Source organism: Pantoea sp. BJFS-204 (genome assembly GCF_049310725.1).
GTDB lineage: Bacteria > Pseudomonadota > Gammaproteobacteria > Enterobacterales > Enterobacteriaceae > Pantoea > Pantoea agglomerans.
Genome location: NZ_JBMOWE010000006.1, coordinates 77,188 through 93,123, shown reverse-complemented (window position 1 = coordinate 93,123; position 15,936 = coordinate 77,188). Strand labels below are relative to the sequence as shown.

General features: G+C 53.8%; 16 protein-coding genes. 8 read left to right on the top strand and 8 right to left on the bottom strand.

What is annotated here, in order from left to right; translation table 11 throughout:
• The first annotated feature begins 91 nt into the window (after positions 1 to 91).
• Positions 92 to 1,060: a GGDEF domain-containing protein gene (locus tag ACO6VX_RS16715; RefSeq protein WP_010671514.1), complete on the top strand. Its 969-nt coding sequence runs from the start codon at positions 92 to 94 to the stop codon at positions 1,058 to 1,060.
• A 26-nt stretch (positions 1,061 to 1,086) separates the two neighbouring features.
• Here the strand turns inward: ACO6VX_RS16715 and ACO6VX_RS16710 are convergent, their stop codons facing one another.
• Positions 1,087 to 2,109, bottom strand: coding sequence for an alpha/beta fold hydrolase (locus tag ACO6VX_RS16710; protein WP_010671513.1), 1,023 nt, complete (start codon positions 2,107 to 2,109; stop codon positions 1,087 to 1,089).
• Positions 2,110 to 2,453: 344 nt separating this feature from the next.
• On the opposite strand from ACO6VX_RS16710, the gene ACO6VX_RS16705 reads away from it, so the two are divergent.
• Positions 2,454 to 2,954: a helix-turn-helix domain-containing protein gene (locus ACO6VX_RS16705; RefSeq protein ID WP_422458232.1), complete on the top strand. Its 501-nt coding sequence runs from the start codon at positions 2,454 to 2,456 to the stop codon at positions 2,952 to 2,954.
• Here ACO6VX_RS16705 and ACO6VX_RS16700 read toward each other — a convergent pair whose 3' ends face one another.
• Entirely contained in the window at positions 2,955 to 3,614 is a 660-nt protein-coding gene (locus ACO6VX_RS16700; protein WP_022623997.1) for an epoxyqueuosine reductase QueH, read from the bottom strand.
• 271 nt (positions 3,615 to 3,885) lie between these two features.
• Between ACO6VX_RS16700 and ACO6VX_RS16695 the strand changes: the two genes are divergently transcribed.
• Positions 3,886 to 5,274 carry a sugar porter family MFS transporter gene (locus tag ACO6VX_RS16695; RefSeq protein WP_010253379.1) on the top strand — a complete coding sequence of 463 codons (1,389 nt, stop codon included), beginning with the start codon at positions 3,886 to 3,888 and terminating at the stop codon, positions 5,272 to 5,274.
• A 15-nt stretch (positions 5,275 to 5,289) separates the two neighbouring features.
• Here the strand turns inward: ACO6VX_RS16695 and ACO6VX_RS16690 are convergent, their stop codons facing one another.
• Complete coding sequence (locus ACO6VX_RS16690) at positions 5,290 to 5,967, bottom strand: SDR family oxidoreductase (protein WP_010253382.1); 678 nt, start codon at positions 5,965 to 5,967, stop codon at positions 5,290 to 5,292.
• Between the two features lie 228 nt (positions 5,968 to 6,195).
• On the opposite strand from ACO6VX_RS16690, the gene ACO6VX_RS16685 reads away from it, so the two are divergent.
• Both ACO6VX_RS16685 and ACO6VX_RS16680 read left to right on the top strand, forming a co-directional pair.
• Entirely contained in the window at positions 6,196 to 7,215 is a 1,020-nt protein-coding gene (locus tag ACO6VX_RS16685; RefSeq protein ID WP_033773085.1) for a LacI family DNA-binding transcriptional regulator, read from the top strand.
• 343 nt (positions 7,216 to 7,558) lie between these two features.
• Complete coding sequence (locus tag ACO6VX_RS16680; RefSeq protein ID WP_010671510.1) at positions 7,559 to 8,641, top strand: type I restriction endonuclease; 1,083 nt, start codon at positions 7,559 to 7,561, stop codon at positions 8,639 to 8,641.
• A gap of 25 nt (positions 8,642 to 8,666) precedes the next feature.
• Here ACO6VX_RS16680 and ACO6VX_RS16675 read toward each other — a convergent pair whose 3' ends face one another.
• Positions 8,667 to 9,494: a hypothetical protein gene (locus tag ACO6VX_RS16675; protein ID WP_010253387.1), complete on the bottom strand. Its 828-nt coding sequence runs from the start codon at positions 9,492 to 9,494 to the stop codon at positions 8,667 to 8,669.
• Position 9,495: 1 nt separating this feature from the next.
• A complete protein-coding gene (locus ACO6VX_RS16670; RefSeq protein ID WP_010253388.1) occupies positions 9,496 to 9,693 on the bottom strand; it encodes a hypothetical protein in 198 nt (65 codons plus the stop codon).
• A gap of 292 nt (positions 9,694 to 9,985) precedes the next feature.
• On the opposite strand from ACO6VX_RS16670, the gene ACO6VX_RS16665 reads away from it, so the two are divergent.
• On the top strand, positions 9,986 to 10,972 hold the full coding sequence (locus tag ACO6VX_RS16665; protein WP_060681249.1) for an aldo/keto reductase: 987 nt from the start codon (positions 9,986 to 9,988) through the stop codon (positions 10,970 to 10,972).
• 5 nt (positions 10,973 to 10,977) lie between these two features.
• Here ACO6VX_RS16665 and ACO6VX_RS16660 read toward each other — a convergent pair whose 3' ends face one another.
• Positions 10,978 to 12,162, bottom strand: coding sequence for an NAD(P)/FAD-dependent oxidoreductase (locus ACO6VX_RS16660; protein WP_010671506.1), 1,185 nt, complete (start codon positions 12,160 to 12,162; stop codon positions 10,978 to 10,980).
• A 243-nt stretch (positions 12,163 to 12,405) separates the two neighbouring features.
• Between ACO6VX_RS16660 and pitA the strand changes: the two genes are divergently transcribed.
• Complete coding sequence (gene pitA / locus ACO6VX_RS16655; RefSeq protein WP_010253391.1) at positions 12,406 to 13,908, top strand: inorganic phosphate transporter PitA; 1,503 nt, start codon at positions 12,406 to 12,408, stop codon at positions 13,906 to 13,908.
• 37 nt (positions 13,909 to 13,945) lie between these two features.
• On the opposite strand, the gene uspB is transcribed toward pitA, so the two are convergent.
• Positions 13,946 to 14,281 (bottom strand): universal stress protein UspB, encoded by a 336-nt coding sequence (gene uspB / locus ACO6VX_RS16650; protein WP_010253393.1) that lies wholly within the window; start codon positions 14,279 to 14,281, stop codon positions 13,946 to 13,948.
• Between the two features lie 416 nt (positions 14,282 to 14,697).
• Here uspB and uspA point away from each other — a divergent pair, with 416 nt between their 5' ends.
• A complete protein-coding gene (uspA, locus tag ACO6VX_RS16645) occupies positions 14,698 to 15,135 on the top strand; it encodes a universal stress protein UspA (RefSeq protein WP_010253396.1) in 438 nt (145 codons plus the stop codon).
• 50 nt (positions 15,136 to 15,185) lie between these two features.
• On the opposite strand, the gene rsmJ is transcribed toward uspA, so the two are convergent.
• Entirely contained in the window at positions 15,186 to 15,932 is a 747-nt protein-coding gene (rsmJ, locus tag ACO6VX_RS16640) for a 16S rRNA (guanine(1516)-N(2))-methyltransferase RsmJ (protein ID WP_010253398.1), read from the bottom strand.
• Between the last annotated feature and the right edge of the window lie 4 nt (positions 15,933 to 15,936).

Below are 15,936 nucleotides of genomic sequence, written 5' to 3'. Positions count from 1 at the left end.
AAAGAGCGTGATGGCTATGTCACGCTCTTCTTCTTCGCCGTAAGGCAAACACCAGAACCTGGCTTGAGCTAAAAAAATAAAGGGCTCTGTGATGAAAGCACCTGAAATCGCTGCCGACGAGGCACAACGTTTATCGCAGTTGCGTGCGCTGAACATAATGAACACACCAGCGGAAGAACGATTTGATCGTTTAACCCGTCTGGCGCGCCGCCTGTATGACGTTCCTATCGCGTTAGTCAGCCTGCTGGAAGCTGATCATCAGTGGTTTAAATCCGCTCAGGGCTATGAACCCGCAGGATCGCCCCGCGACATCTCCTTTTGCGGTCATGCCATCCTGCAGGATGAGATTATGATCGTTGAAGATGCCGCAGAAGATGAACGTTTTTATGATAATCCGCTGGTTACCGGCGAACCGCATATCCGCTTTTATGCCGGCTGTCCGCTGCGGGCACCGGGCGGCGCTAAAATGGGTACCCTCTGTATCATTGGTCGTGAACCGCGTCAGTTTAATGAAGAGGATCAGGCCACGATGCGCGACCTGGCCGCCATGGCCGAAGCGGAACTGGTCGCCTTTCAGACTGCCACCTGTGATGAACTGACGCAGATCACCAATCGTCGCGGCTTTATGACGCTGGGACAGATGGTGCTGAACGAGTGCCGGCTGAAAAACCGGCCCGCCTGCCTGACCTTTCTCGATCTCGACAAATTTAAGCAGATTAATGACTCGCTGGGCCACCGCGAAGGCGACCGCGCGCTGATGGACTTTGCCGATGCGATGAAAGTGGTGTTTAAGCATTCGGATCTGTTTGCCCGTCTGGGCGGCGATGAGTTTGTGGTGCTGTTTAATGGTCTGCAGCAGCAGCAGAGCGAAGCGCTGCTCCTGCAGTTTGACCGTTATCTGCAACAGCAATCAGTCAGTCTGAACCGCCGTTACCGCCTGCAATTCTCGTCCGGCGTCGTGGAGTTTGACGCGGCGCATCCGCAATCGCTGGAGCAGTTGCTGCACGACAGCGATGAGCAGATGTACCTCAGTAAAAAGCAGAAACGCGTGGCGATCTAAGGTCAGGCGCCGCAGCGCCTGACGGTTCAGGGACGCGCCAGATCGTCGAGCAGCGTCTGGTTAAATTTTGCCGGTTCTTCCATTTGCGGCGCGTGTCCCATACCGGGGAATTCGATTAAGCGCGCCCCCGGAATGCGTTTTGCGACCTCTTTCCCCAGTACCGCGTAATCACCCAGCCGGGCTTTCACCTCTGCCGGGGCGATATCACTGCCGATGGCAGTCGTGTCTGAGGTGCCGATCATCAGCGTGGTGGGCACTTTCAGATCGCCGAATTCATAAAATACGGGCTGAGTGAAGATCATGTCGTAGATTAAGGCGGAGTTCCATGCCACCTTCTGGTGGCCTGGCCCGCTGTTGAGTCCGGCCAGCATATCAACCCACTTGTCATATTCGGGTTTCCAGCGACCGACATAGTAGGTCTGCTGCTCATACTTCTTAATGCCCTCTGCGCTGAGTTTGAGTTCGCGCTGATACCACTGATCCACTGATCGCCACGGTGCGCCTTTGGCTTTCCAGTCCTCCAGCCCGATCGGGTTAACCAGCACCAGCTTCTGCGTCTGTTCCGGGTACATCAGCGCATAACGTGTTGCCAGCATTCCGCCAGTGGAGTGACCCATAATCACCGCCTTCTTCACACCCAGCCGGGCGAGCAGCTGATGGGTGTTATCTGCCAGCTGCTGAAAACTGTACTGGTAACTGGCTGGCTTGGTCGAGCTGCAGAAGCCAATCTGGTCGGGCGCGATAACGCGATATCCCTGCTGACTGAGTGCGCGAATGGTCTCTTCCCAGGTCGCGCCACAGAAGTTTTTACCGTGCATCAGCACCACGGTTTCGCCGTTGGCCCGCTGCGCCGGTTTCACATCCATATAGCCCATACTCAGCGTCTGCTGCTGGGATTTAAAATCAAAATGCTGCAACGGATAGGGGTATTGAAATCCTTCCAGCTGTTCGCCATACACACCAGCGGCACTGGCAGGCGCATGAGCAAATAACGCCAGCGAGGTGAGCAAGGCGGCAAGCGGTTTTTTCAGCGCGTATGTCGGGCTCATCCGGGGGGTTCTCCAGGTTAAAGGTGAGCCGTAAGCCTGGCATGTCGCAGCCAAAAATCTATTGATGTGCCGTGCTATAGCCGTGATTACAGAGATTCCGGCAAGGTAAACCGTGAGTCTGGCTGCGGACTCACGGCTCGTTTAGATTATTGTCTCGCGAAATCACTTATTCATTCACCTACAATTACCAACAGATTAATCACAATTCATCTTTTTTATTAATAACACCCCCTCAAATGAATATCTTCAGAGATAACGATTAAAATCCTGAAAAATCTTTACGCAAAGAATAAGCACATTAAGATAAATATTTTAGAATCTTCTTAAATCAAACAGGGGGTTCTATGAACGAAAATAAATATAACGAAAGCGTGATCGTCTCTATCACTGAGTGGATTAATAATAATCTGGATCAGCGTTTAAGCGTTGATGATATTGCAGAAAAGTCGGGTTACTCTAAGTGGTATTTACAGAAACTTTTTGCCCGTTATCATAATGAAACCCTGGCGCGATATATTCGTAAGAAAAAGCTTAACGCCAGTGTTCATGATTTAAAAAACAGCCGCACGCCCATCATCAGCCTGGCGCTGAAATACCATTTTGAAAGCCAGCAATCTTTTACCCGATCTTTTAAGCAGATTATGGGTTGCACGCCGAGCGTCTGCCGTAAACGTCTGATGAAGGACGAGGCAAAGCAGCAGCTGGACGACGTTGATGATCCCTGTGCGCTGTGCAGTTACGGTCGGGCGGAAAGCATAAAGCAGAGCTGTGGCGTAACAGTCCGGCCTGTTACGCGCTCAGCGCGCGGATATGCGCCATCAGACGCTTTCCGCGAAATAGGTTAATCAGGATTCATCCGGCTGATAATATTGCACACCAATCTGAATACGCTCACGTCCCTGGGTGACGCGATGACGATTGGTGTCGCGCAGTGAATAGACACAGCCACAATATTCCTGCTGATAGAAACTCTCGCGCTTGCTGATTTCAATCATGCGCGATGACCCGCCGCCTTTACGCCAGTTAAAATCCCAGTACATCAGATCCGGATACGCCGCCGCTGCGCGGACTCCGCAGCTGTTAATCTGCTTCATATCTTTCCAGCGCGAAATACCCAGGCAACTGGTCATCACCGGAAAGCCGTTCTCATGGGCATAGAGTGCCGTACGTTCAAAGCGCATATCAAAGCACATGGTGCAGCGTTCACCCCGTTCCGGTGACCACTCCAGGCCGCGCGCCCGCTCAAACCAGTTATCCCGGTCATAGTCCGCATCAATAAACGGCACACCAAATTTTTCGGCAAAGCGAATATTCTCCTCTTTACGCAGCTCATACTCTTTGAGCGGATGAATATTCGGGTTGTAGAAATAGATCGTGTATTCAATGCCGGATGCCAGCATCGCTTCCATCACCTCACCCGAGCAGGGTGCGCAACAGGAGTGCAGCAGGACTTTTTTATGACCGCCCGGCAGAGGCAGCGGCTGACGCTGGAAAGGTTCAGACATAAGCACCTTCAATCAATAGCAGTAAAGCGGCAGTGTAATGCCGCAGGCGGGCAGTTGCAAAACCTGACCTGACGCGCCCTGTTTTGCGTAATCGTGCCCCGGCCGCGGTTTCCCTCTCCTGAACCAACCCGCTGATCTCTGATGCTTTCTAATCGAGGCAATGCTGTGTAGCACCGGTGATAGCCGGAAGTGTGATCGCCCCCACACTGGCATCGACTATGTTTACATAACATTAACAATATTGACACAGAACCCCCGCAAGGAGACTCGCATGGTCGCGGCAAAAAAATCGGGAAATCAACAGAACCGCTTTACCTGGTTCGTCTGTTTTATGGCTGCGCTGTCCGGCCTGCTATTTGGTCTGGATATCGGCGTCATTGCAGGTGCCTTGCCGTTTCTGGCGAAGGATTTGCAAATCACTAACCATCAGCAGGAGTGGGTAGTGAGTTCGATGATGTTTGGCGCGGCGCTGGGCGCACTGGCGGCGGGCTGGATGTCATCAAAGCTGGGACGCAAGAAAAGTATGCTGGCGGGCGCGACGCTGTTTGTCATTGGCTCGCTGTGGTCAGCCTTCTCACCGGATGTGGAGTCGCTGGTCTGTGCCCGCGTGATGCTGGGTCTGGCGGTGGGAATCGCCTCTTACACCGCGCCACTCTATCTGGCGGAGATTGCGCCTGAACGTATTCGTGGCTCAATGATTTCGATGTACCAGCTGATGCTGACCACCGGCATTGTCGTGGCCTATCTCTCCGACACCGCGTTCAGCTACAGCGGTAACTGGCGCGGGATGCTCGGCGTGATCGCCATTCCGGCGGTGATCCTGTTTATCGGCGTGCTGTTTCTGCCCAACAGTCCGCGCTGGCTGGCGGCGCACGGACGCTTTAACGAGGCGCAGCGGGTGCTGGATCGGCTGCGTAACAGCAGCGAACAGGCCCGGGAGGAACTGGAAGAGATCCGGGAAAGCCTGCAGGTGAAGCAGCGCGGCTGGTCGCTGTTCCGTTCTAATGGCAATTTCCGCCGCGCGGTGTGGCTGGGTATGCTGCTACAGGTTATGCAGCAGTTTACCGGTATGAATGTGGTGATGTATTACGCGCCTAAAATCTTCAACATCGCCGGCTTCTCCAGCACCAGCGAGCAGATGTGGGGCACAGTGATTGTCGGGCTGGTTAATATGCTGGCCACGCTGATTGCGATCTTCTTTGTCGATCGCTGGGGTCGCAAGCCGATGCTCACCACCAGTTTTCTGGTGATGGCGGTTGGCATGGGCGTGCTGGGAACGCTATTGCACATCGGCGTTGAAACAGATTTCCGCAAATACTTTGCTGTCGCGATGCTGCTGATGTTTATCGTCGGCTTTGCGATGGCGGCCGGACCGGTGATCTGGCTGCTCTGTTCAGAGATTCAGCCACTGAAAGGGCGTGATTTCGGCATTACCGCCTCCACCACCACTAACTGGGTCGGCAATATGATTGTTGGCGCCACCTTCCTGACCATGCTGGATCAGCTGGGTAATGCCAACACCTTCTGGTTCTACGGCGCACTCAACCTGGTGTTTATCGTGCTGACGCTGATGCTGGTGCCGGAGACCAAACATGTGACGCTGGAGCACATTGAACGCAATCTGATGAAGGGTAAAGCGCTGCGTGACATCGGGGCGTAACCGCCCCGCTTCAGCCTACCACTGCAGTTGCTGGCCGGCGTAATCGACATAGTGATGACCACCACGACCGCGCCACTGGATCAGCTGCTGGACGATACCGGCGGCACTCTCTTCTGCCGTCAGGGGCGCACTCTCGCCGCCCATATCCGTTTTCACCCAGCCGGGATGCAGCGTCAGCAGCGTCCCGCTCTGCGCTTCCACTGCCGGAGTCAGCGTGCGGCTCAGCATATTCAGTGCGGCTTTGCTTGCCGAGTAAATCGGCATCTGCGCCTCCGGATTTTCATTCAGGCTGCCGAGCTGGGATGAGGTCAGCGCCAGCACGCCATCCTGTTTCAGCAGCGGCAACAGGATCTCTGCGCTGCGAACCGGGGCTATCGCATTGGTCAGGAACAGCTGCGCCAGCGCCTGATCGTCACTCTGCGACACCTTCTGGTGCGCAGGCCCGGAAATCCCGGCGTTAATCAGAATCGCATCGAACGACTTGCCACTGAGCTGGCTGGCAAACTGTTGAACCGCTGATGAGTGGGTCATATCCAGCGAATGCCAGTGAATGTCTGGCCGGTTACCCTGCTCCGGGATGCCACTGCGATGCGTGGCCGTGACCTGCCAGCCCTCATCGGCAAAGGCCTGCGCCACCGCCAGACCGATACCGCGTGAAGCACCAATAATCAGAACCTCTTTTTGCTGAGCCATATTCATTCCTCGTTGATTGTCTCGTCACAAGCTTAACGGTAAATCTGCCCAGGCAGCGGCCAGTTGTGCTTTTTAGCCAGACGACCGCACTGCAGGTAAAACCCCACGGCGTAGCGCTGTTGATGGTTTTCCATCATTAAATCGCTTTATCTTTTACTTTTAACCGGTTAGAAGAGATAAACAGTCTGGCAGGCAGCAGTCAATTTGCCATTTTCGCATGGAGTCTGAATGAAAAAGCTCACCTTAGAGGTGGTGGCAAAAATGGCAGGCGTCGGGATTGCGACGGTCGATCGGGTGCTGAATGAGCGCGGCGGCGTCTCCCTGGAGACCAGCCGTAAAGTCCTGAAAGCCGCACGCGAAGTGGGGCTGAAGCGTCTGCTGCCAGAGGAGTACCAGCATCCGTGGCAGATTGAGGTGTTCCTCAGCAATAACGGCTCATCCTTTTTTCAGCAGCTCACCACCCATTTCAGCGAGGTCGCCAGTCAGCTTGGCTATCGCCGCCTGAAACTACACAAAACCCTGGTGGCCGAAGCGCAGCCTGAGCAGCTGGCGCAAAGCATTATCGCCCGCAGCAGCACCCGCGACGGCATCATTGTTTTTGCGCATGACTCGCCGCCCATCTATCGGGCACTGGCGCTGTGCCGCAGCCGCAATGTGCCGGTGATCACCATCGTCACCGATCTGCCCGATGCCGACCGCTTGTGTCATGTTGGTATCGACCAGTATCAGGCGGGACGCACAGCCGGACTGCTGATGAGTAAGACAGTGAATCAGCCCGGCGACATTATGATGGTCAGTGGCCGTTTTGATTACCGCGCCCATCGTCAGCGCATCGCGGGATTTCGTGAGGCCATGGAGCAGCGCGCGCCGCAGCGTCATCTGCGTGAAGTGCTGTCGGGTCAGGATCAGCGGGAAACCATTCGCAGTGAACTGGCTCGCCATCTGCGTCCGTCGCAGGCGATTGCAGGGGTCTATAACACCGGGATGGGGAATAGTGATGTCAGCGACACCCTGCGCGCCCACCAGTTGCTGGGTAAATGTACCTACATCACCCATGAGCTTTATGATGTCACCCGCCAGCTACTGCTGAACGATGAAGTGGCCTTTACCCTGGATCAGCATGCTCAGCAGCATGCCCGTTTAGCGATTGATCTGATGCTGAGTCATCTCGAAACCGGCTATCAGCCGGATGTCTATCAGGCGGGCAAAGTGGCCTTTCGGCTGTTTACGGCGGAAAATATGGTGTGAGGTGGGCCATATTCAGGGGAGTGATCGCCTGATAACCGAGTCAGCGTTGTCTGGCGAATACGTGATGTGGCTGGTTAAAATTCAAAATCAGCCTTTTAAAGTGAATTTTTTTGAAAAAAAACCTTTCTAAACGATCGCGAAATAGCCAATTACCTTTTTTTCTGATAATTTTTTCTTACTTTATCCTGAATTGAAGGAACAATTCAAAATGGTGCCAATCAATTAACCAATTGATTGGTATCGTAAAAATATAAAAAACGACCTCTTGCATTCCGGAAGCTTCATTACCTCAGCTAATGAAGTTAAACACTATGGCTAAGAAGAACTAAAAACAGGGTGAGCTATGGATATTTTCAATAACCTCAATGGTCTTTCCGCTAAGATTCAGCAGCAAGCAGCAATTATTCAGACAGAAGAAGCCACTAAAAGCGCGTTTGTTATGCCCTTCATCAGTCAGATACTGGGATATGATGTATTTGACCCGACTGAAGTCATACCTGAATTCATTTGTGATGTCGGCACCAAAAAAGGTGAGAAGATTGATTACGCCATTTCTAAAGGCGGAGAGATTCAGATCCTGATTGAATGCAAAAAGATTGGCGAACCGTTAAATGTTAAACACGCCTCGCAACTCTTCCGTTACTTCCATGTGACTAACGCGCGAATTTCCATTTTAACAAATGGCCAGCTCTATAAATTTTTTACCGATCTGGATGCGCCGAACAAAATGGATGAAAAGCCATTTTTAGAACTGGATTTGCTGGATATTGATGAACACGTGGTTCCAGAGCTGGTTAAGCTCACCAAAAGTGCTTTTGATGTTGATTCGATTGTCAGTGCAGCTGGTGAACTTAAATTTATCAGCCAGATAAAGAAGATGATTTCCAGTCAGTTCAGTGAACCCGATGAGGACTTCGTTAAACTTTTTGCCTCACGTGTATATGACGGCATACTCACGCAGAAAGTCAGAGAGCAATTCTCTGTACTGACTAAAAAAGCTGCTACTCAGTGGCTAAATGATCAGGTGAATGAAAGACTCAAATCCGCGATCAGCGGTGGAGCGATGGTTTCGCCACAACCTAATAACGAGGATTCGGCAAAAAGCAGCAGTGACAAGAACGAGGCTGAAAGCGGCATGATTGTCACTACAGAAATGGAGATAGAAGGGTTTCACATCATAAAATCAATAATCCGAAAAGTTATTGAACCTCAGCGTATCACTTTCCGGGATACTCAAAGTTATCTTGGTATTTTAATCGATGACAACAATCGTAAGCCAATTTGTCGACTTCACTTCAATCGCAGTCAGCTATATATCGGGATGTTTGATGGCGAGAAAAAAGAGACTCGCCATCCGATTACATCACTCAACGATATCTACAACTTCACCGATCTGTTAAGGGATGCAGCGAAGCAATATTGTTGATAGCCAGGATGCAGTCCTGGCTCGATTAACCCGCGGCATCCCGGCTTTTATCGTCCGGGCTGTCCGCATCGTCATTACCCTGGCTCTTCTCCACTTCCTGCGGATGTCCCATCGAAAGCGCAGCCGCACTGGCCGGGTCGAACAGCGACAGACTCTCAATCTGGTCAACCATGATCACTTTACGGAACGACATCGCATCTTTGGGTTTCGAGTCGAGCGTGATGTCGTGCTCGGCGTACCACTTGCTGTAGTTATGTTCCACCGCCAGCTTCAGCGTCTTGCTGTCGCGATATCCGCTCAGCATCGGGATCAGCACGATATTTTTGGTGCTCTCATATTCAAAAGTCGAAGCATGAATCATGCCGATGTAAATGCGGCGCGACTTCATTGTAATCCACGCCAGTTCGCCCTCTTCCATGCACTGAAATAACAGTTGCTCCACACCATTAGAGCGTGACAGCTGCTGATAGAGGTCTTTACGACCGGAGACGTTCAGTCGTGCACTGCCTGCCCAGTTTGAGCGGTAAAGGCAGAGAAGAATGGCAAAGGTGAGCATGATCACCACGGGAGCCTGGATGCCCAGGAAACTCCAGTTCATAAACTCCACCTGCCACTTCAGGTGGACGCCGGGGATCATCTGGACGGCGTTGGCGATGCCGGAGATACAGAGCAGCACCAGCCAGATGATACCGGTCGCAAACACACCCTGCAGGACGAAAATACAACCGTAAAGCGCGACCAGGAAATAGACATCCCAGCCCGACGAACGACGGATTTTAAAGCGGCTGTTCAAATCACGGCTGGTGTACCAGTAACCACTGACCATCAACACCATAAATATTGCGGTACCCACCTCACACTCCCTTTAACGTATTCACGTGGCGGGCAAAATCTTCATGGACTTCCTCGCTCAGCGTGTTGACCGAGATATTGCCGTTTTCATCAATAATGATGCGCTCACCTTCAGCGATCGAGTCGTTGATATCCTGACGGGTCATGATCTGCAGAAACTTATCCGGACTGGCAAAGACCGACTTAACAAATTTAAACATAGCGATCCACTTGTTGGCCTTAAAATTGAAGTATGTGACCGAATCCACACTCTCGCCTGTTTAATTTCGGGTGAAATTTCTTAAAATCAATTAATTAGCGAAGCGGTAGTCACCTTGCCCATGCCGTTTTGCGCTGAAATCTTCAACGTAACCAGCAGCATGGCGTAGCAGCATCGTATTTTTACCGTGCAGGTCTGCAACGACGTCACATCGCCTCTCTGCCAGGAAGCGCTAAGCTCATTGGTTAGCCGCTTTCTGTCACCCTGTCTGAAACGCATCGAGGAATGTTTGCATGAAACTACGAACACTGGGCCGTACCGGTCAGCGCGTCTCCGAAATTGGCTTTGGCGCATGGGCCATTGGCGGAACCTGGGGGGAAGTGAGCATGGAGGATGCCAAAGCCGCGCTGAATGCTGCGCTGGATGCGGGCATTACCTTTATTGATACCGCCGATGTCTATGGCGATGGCCGTTCCGAAAAAATCATCGCAGAGGTGCTGAATCAGCGCGGCGGTGAACGTCCGTTTGTCGCCACCAAGCTGGGGCGTCGCCTCTCGCCACATGTGGCTGAAGGTTACAATGCTGAAAACCTCAACGCCTTTATTGACCGTTCACGCGAGAACCTGCAAACCGACACGCTGGATTTAGTGCAGCTGCATTGCCCGCCGACCGAGGTCTACTACAACCCGGACGTCTTTGCGGTGATGGATGAGATGGTCGCTGCCGGAAAAATCCGTCACTACGGTGTCTCCGTTGAGAAAGTTGAAGAAGGTCTGAAGGCGCTGGAGTTTCCAAACGTCTCGTCAATTCAGCTGATCTATAACATTTTCCGCCAGCGTCCGGCTGAACTGCTGCTGCGTGAAGCGAAACGCCGTGATGTGGCGATCATCGCCCGTGTGCCGCTGGCGTCGGGCCTGCTGACCGGCAAAATGCGTGCCGACAGCGTGTTTGCCGCTGACGACCACCGCACCTTTAATCGTAATGGCGAAGCGTTCGATAAAGGCGAGACCTTTTCCGGCGTACCTTATGAGGTGGCGCTGGAGGCGGTTGAAGAGATTCGCCGCTTTGTCACTGGCGACACCACCATGGCGATGTTTGCCCTGCGCTGGATCCTGATGAACGAAGATGTCAGCGTAGTGATCCCTGGCGCGAAAAACCGCGAACAGGCTGAAGCCAATGCCCGCGCCAGCGATATCGATGCGCTCTCTGCAGATACGATGGCGGCACTGAAACAGATCTATCAGGAGAAGATCGCGCCTCACGTGCATCAGCGCTGGTAAGCGCCTTACAACGCCTGGGCGCAGGCCCAGGCGGAACTCCACGCCCACTGGAAGTTATAGCCGCCCAGCCAGCCGGTGACATCAGCCACTTCACCAATAAAGTAAAGTCCCGGCACCGCACGCGCCTCCATCGTTTTCGAGGAGAGCTGTGTGGTATCCACGCCGCCCAGTGTCACTTCAGCAGTTCGATATCCCTCGGTACCGTTTGGCTGAATGCGCCAGGCGTGCAGCGTCTGCGCCAGCTCGGTTTGCTGTTTGCTGTTAAGTTGCTTCAGAGTGATATCCGGCACCACCTTCAGCGCCTGTAATACTTCCACCAGACGCTTCGGCAGGATTTTCGCCAGGCTGTTCTTCAGGCTGAGATTAGGGTGTGCTTCACGCTGCGCCGTCAGAAACGCCTCAAGCGGCGTGGCAGGCGACAGATCGATAGTGACGAATTCTCCGGGTAGCCAGTAGCTGGAGATTTGTAACACCGCAGGGCCGGAGAGGCCGCGGTGGGTAAACAGCATCGCCTCTTTGAAGCGGGTGCCATCCTGGGCATCGATAGTGGTCTCCAGCGCGACGCCTGACAGCGTCTGCAACTGCTCCAGCAGCGGCTTGTGCAGGGTAAAGGGCACCAGCGCCGCCCGCGTCGGAAAGACGCTCAGCCCGAACTGCTCCGCTATTTTATAGCCAAACGGCGTGGCGCCCAGGCCTGGCATCGACAGACCGCCGCTGGCGATGACCAGCTTCTCCGCCTGAACCGTGCTGCCGTTAAGTTGCAGGGTATAGCCGCTTTCATCGCGCGCCACGCTGAGCACTTCACTGCGCAGCCGCAGGGTGACATTGCCCTTGTCACATTCGGCCAGCAGCAGATCGACAATCTGCTGGGCGGAGTCGTCGCAGAAGAGCTGGCCCAGGGTTTTCTCGTGCCAGGCGATGCCGTGGCGATTAACCAGATCGATAAAATCCCACTGGGTATAACGCGCCAGCGCCGATTTACAGAAATGAGGATTGTGCGACAGATACGCCGCCGGTTCGGTGTAGAGATTGGTGAAGTTGCAGCGGCCACCGCCAGACATCAGAATTTTACGTCCCGGCTTTTTGCCGTTATCCAGCAGTAACACGCGGCGTCCCCGCTGCCCGGCCTGGGCGGCGCAGAACAGCCCTGCGGCACCGGCACCAATGATGATAACGTCAAACTGTTCCACTACGACTCGCTCACTTAACTGGAAAGGCGCAGATTGTAGTGATCTGCTCACTGAGACGCCAGCGTCAAAAAAATGCCGCAAATGTGTCATATTGTATCTGTCTAATATCTAACCCTTTTTCTCTGAGTTACCCTTACGCCTTACATCGAAAGGTTAAATTAGCGCTATATTTTCCTTTCCCATACAGCACGTTGTCGCGGATAATGCGCCGCGTTCATGTCCTCCAAAAATGGCGTAACGTTTATGCTACATCTGTTTGCTGGTCTAGACCTCAGTACTAGCCTGTTATTGGTTCTTGCCCTGCTGTTTGTATTGTTTTACGAAGCGATCAACGGTTTCCACGACACGGCCAACGCAGTTGCGACGGTCATCTATACGCGTGCCATGCGTGCCCAGCTTGCTGTGGTCATGGCGGGTGTATTTAACTTCCTTGGCGTGCTGCTCGGTGGATTGAGTGTCGCTTACGCTATTGTTCATATGCTTCCCACCGATCTGTTGTTAAACGTTGGATCGGCTCACGGTCTCGCCATGGTGTTTTCTATGCTGCTGGCGGCGATTATCTGGAACCTCGGCACCTGGTATCTCGGTCTGCCAGCCTCCAGCTCCCATACGCTGATCGGCGCCATTATCGGTATCGGTCTGACCAACGCCCTGATGAGCGGAACCTCGGTGGTTGATGCGCTCAACATCCCGAAAGTGCTGAACATCTTCCTTTCTCTGATCCTGTCGCCGATTGTCGGCCTGGTGATGGCGGGCGGCTTAATCTTTATACTGCGTCGCTACTGGAGCAATACCAAAAAGCGTGCGCGTATTCATATGACGCCTGCTGACCGTGAGAAGATCGACGGCAAGAAAAAGCCGCCGTTCTGGACCCGTATCGCCCTGATTGTTTCGGCAATTGGCGTGAGTTACTCCCACGGTGCGAATGACGGTCAGAAAGGGATCGGCCTGATCATGCTGGTTCTGATTGGCGTGGCACCTGCCGGTTTCGTGGTGAATATGAATGCCTCCGGTTACGACATCACGCGAACCCGCGATGCGGTCAATCACCTGGAGCAGTATTATCAGCAGCATAACGCCTCGCTGACCCATATCATCCAGATGGCACCGCCTAAGCTGCCAACGCCGGAAGAAGTGCCAGCAACCAGCCCGCAGGAGTTCCACTGTGACAGCGCGCGCGCATTACAGGCGGTACAGGGTGCGCAGGTGTTGCTGAATAACCTGCAGAGCTACGATCAGCTGACGGTTGATCAGCGCGGTCAGATGCGTCGTCTGCTGCTGTGTATCTCCGATACCGCCGATAAAGCGGCTCGTCTGCAGGAAACCTCGCCAGATGACAAACGCTTCCTCAATAAGCTGAAAAGCGACCTGCTTGGCACCATCGAGTATGCGCCTATCTGGATTATTGTGGCCGTCGCGCTGGCGCTGGGCATCGGCACCATGATTGGCTGGCGTCGTGTTGCCACCACCATTGGTGAGAAGATTGGTAAAAAAGGCATGACCTATGCGCAGGGAATGTCAGCACAGGTGACAGCAGCGCTGTCGATTGGTGTCGCCAGCTATACCGGCATGCCCGTCTCCACCACGCATATCCTCTCCTCATCGGTTGCCGGTACCATGCTGGTCGACGGTGGCGGGCTGCAGAGCCGGACCATCAAGAACATCGCCATGGCGTGGATCTTCACCCTGCCGGTCTGTATTCTGCTGTCAGGTTCGCTCTACTGGATTGCCTTAAAACTGGTGTGATGCCAGCAAAAAAAAGGGCGACGCAAGTCGCCCTTTTTTAATGCCAGATCGCCAGCGCCACCAGACTGATGACCACCAGTCCGCACAGCGCACTGGTCAGCATAAACTGCCCCCGCACCCGCTCGCAGCGCCGGATAAACTCATCGTCGTGATGATCAAGATAGCGCTTTGCCCAGATATAAGTGACCAGCCGCACCTGCTTGCTCGGCTGACCATGAGAGGTGAAAAAACCCGCCCCATCGACATACTGATACAGCAGCGGATCACAACCGCGTAAGACCGCCAGCAGGGCGCGCAGAGATGAAAAATAGCGCGCCATATTCACGATACACACCACGCAAAGCGCCCAAAAAAGCGCAATAGTGCTGATCATATTCTCCCCCTCCCGGCTGGAATCGCAGCAACAGGCCCAGCGTCAGACACTGAGTCCACCTGCAGAAATAACCAGCCACTGAATCACCGGACTGCGAAAGTTTTTCGACCCCCTGAGCGGTTGCGAATCGGACCGCCTTTTTTCAGTGTAGGAGAAATCTTTACATTTTTTCCAACGATGATTTTCGTTCAGCGCGAGTAAATCTGGCATAGCCTTGATCTTATTCATAAGCCAGGCGGCAACGGCAGCATTTACAGTGGGAGAAGGCTATACTGAGGACATAACAACATCATCACCTGCAATGCAGGTAGACACTTTGGTGGCGCTCATCGCCCGCTCGCGCAAGGGATTTCGCTAAGCTGTGACGCGGCAGGAACACCGGATGCCATCCTTAACCTCGTGAAAGGAGTTTTATCATGGCTTATAAACATATCCTGATTGCAGTAGACCTTTCTCCCGAAAGCCAGTTGCTGGTGGATAAGGCCGTCTCGCTGGCTCGTCCGTACGATGCCAGAATTTCCCTGATTCACGTTGATGTCAATTACTCCGACCTCTACACCGGCCTGATTGATGTCAACTTAGGGGATATGCAGAAGCGTATCTCTGAAGAGACGCATGCGGCGCTGAAAGGGTTGTCAGATGCGGCGGGCTACCCGATCAGTGAGACGCTGAGCGGCAGTGGCGACCTCGGCCAGGTACTGGTTGACGCGATCAGAAAATATGATGTTGACCTTGTAGTATGTGGTCATCATCAGGATTTCTGGAGCAAGCTGATGTCCTCAGCCCGTCAGCTGATCAACACCGTGCATATCGACATGCTGATTGTGCCGCTGCGCGATGAAGACGAGGCGTAATTTCGCCGTATAAATGATTAAAGCCGGCGCAGAGCCGGCTTTTTTATGCTTTAAAGCGGTGGGTAAATATCAAAGCGATGGCTTTTGGTTACCACGGCCGCCTGCGTCACAATACCCGCCAGCGGCGGTGCATAGTCTGGCCGTTTAACCACGATGCGTTTCTTCGCCAGCCGGCGAGCGGGTTCCAGTAATGCGTCAGCATCTTCATCCGGCCCCACCAGCGACTGAAACACCCGCATCTCCTTTTTCACCAGCGCACTTTTCTGGCGATGGGGATACATCGGATCGAGATAGACCACATCCGGCGGCGGCGTGATATCCCCCAGCGCCTGCGCGCTGGCCGCATGAATCAGCGTCAGCCGATCGCGCAGCCAGGGGCCAATTTCCGCATCCTGATACCCGCGCTGCAATCCATCTTCCAGCAGCGCAGCGACAACCGGATGACGCTCCAGCATTCGCACCCGGCAGCCCAGCGCCGCCAGTACAAATGCATCTCGTCCCAGCCCGGCGGTGGCATCGACCACATCCGGCAGATAACCGCCTTTGATGCCGACCGCTTTGGCGACGGCTTCGCCGCGTCCACCGCCGAAGCGACGGCGATGGGCCATCGCGCCAGTGACGAAATCAACAAAAATGCCGCCCAGCTTTGGCTCATCACGCTTACGCAGTTCAAGGTGGGTCGGGGTCTGCACCAGCGCCAGCAGTGCGTCTTCATCGTGCTCCAGCTGCCAGCGCTGCGCTAAACGTGATAAGGCGCCGTCTCCGGCGCCTGATTCATCGAGCAAACAGATTTTCACGAAC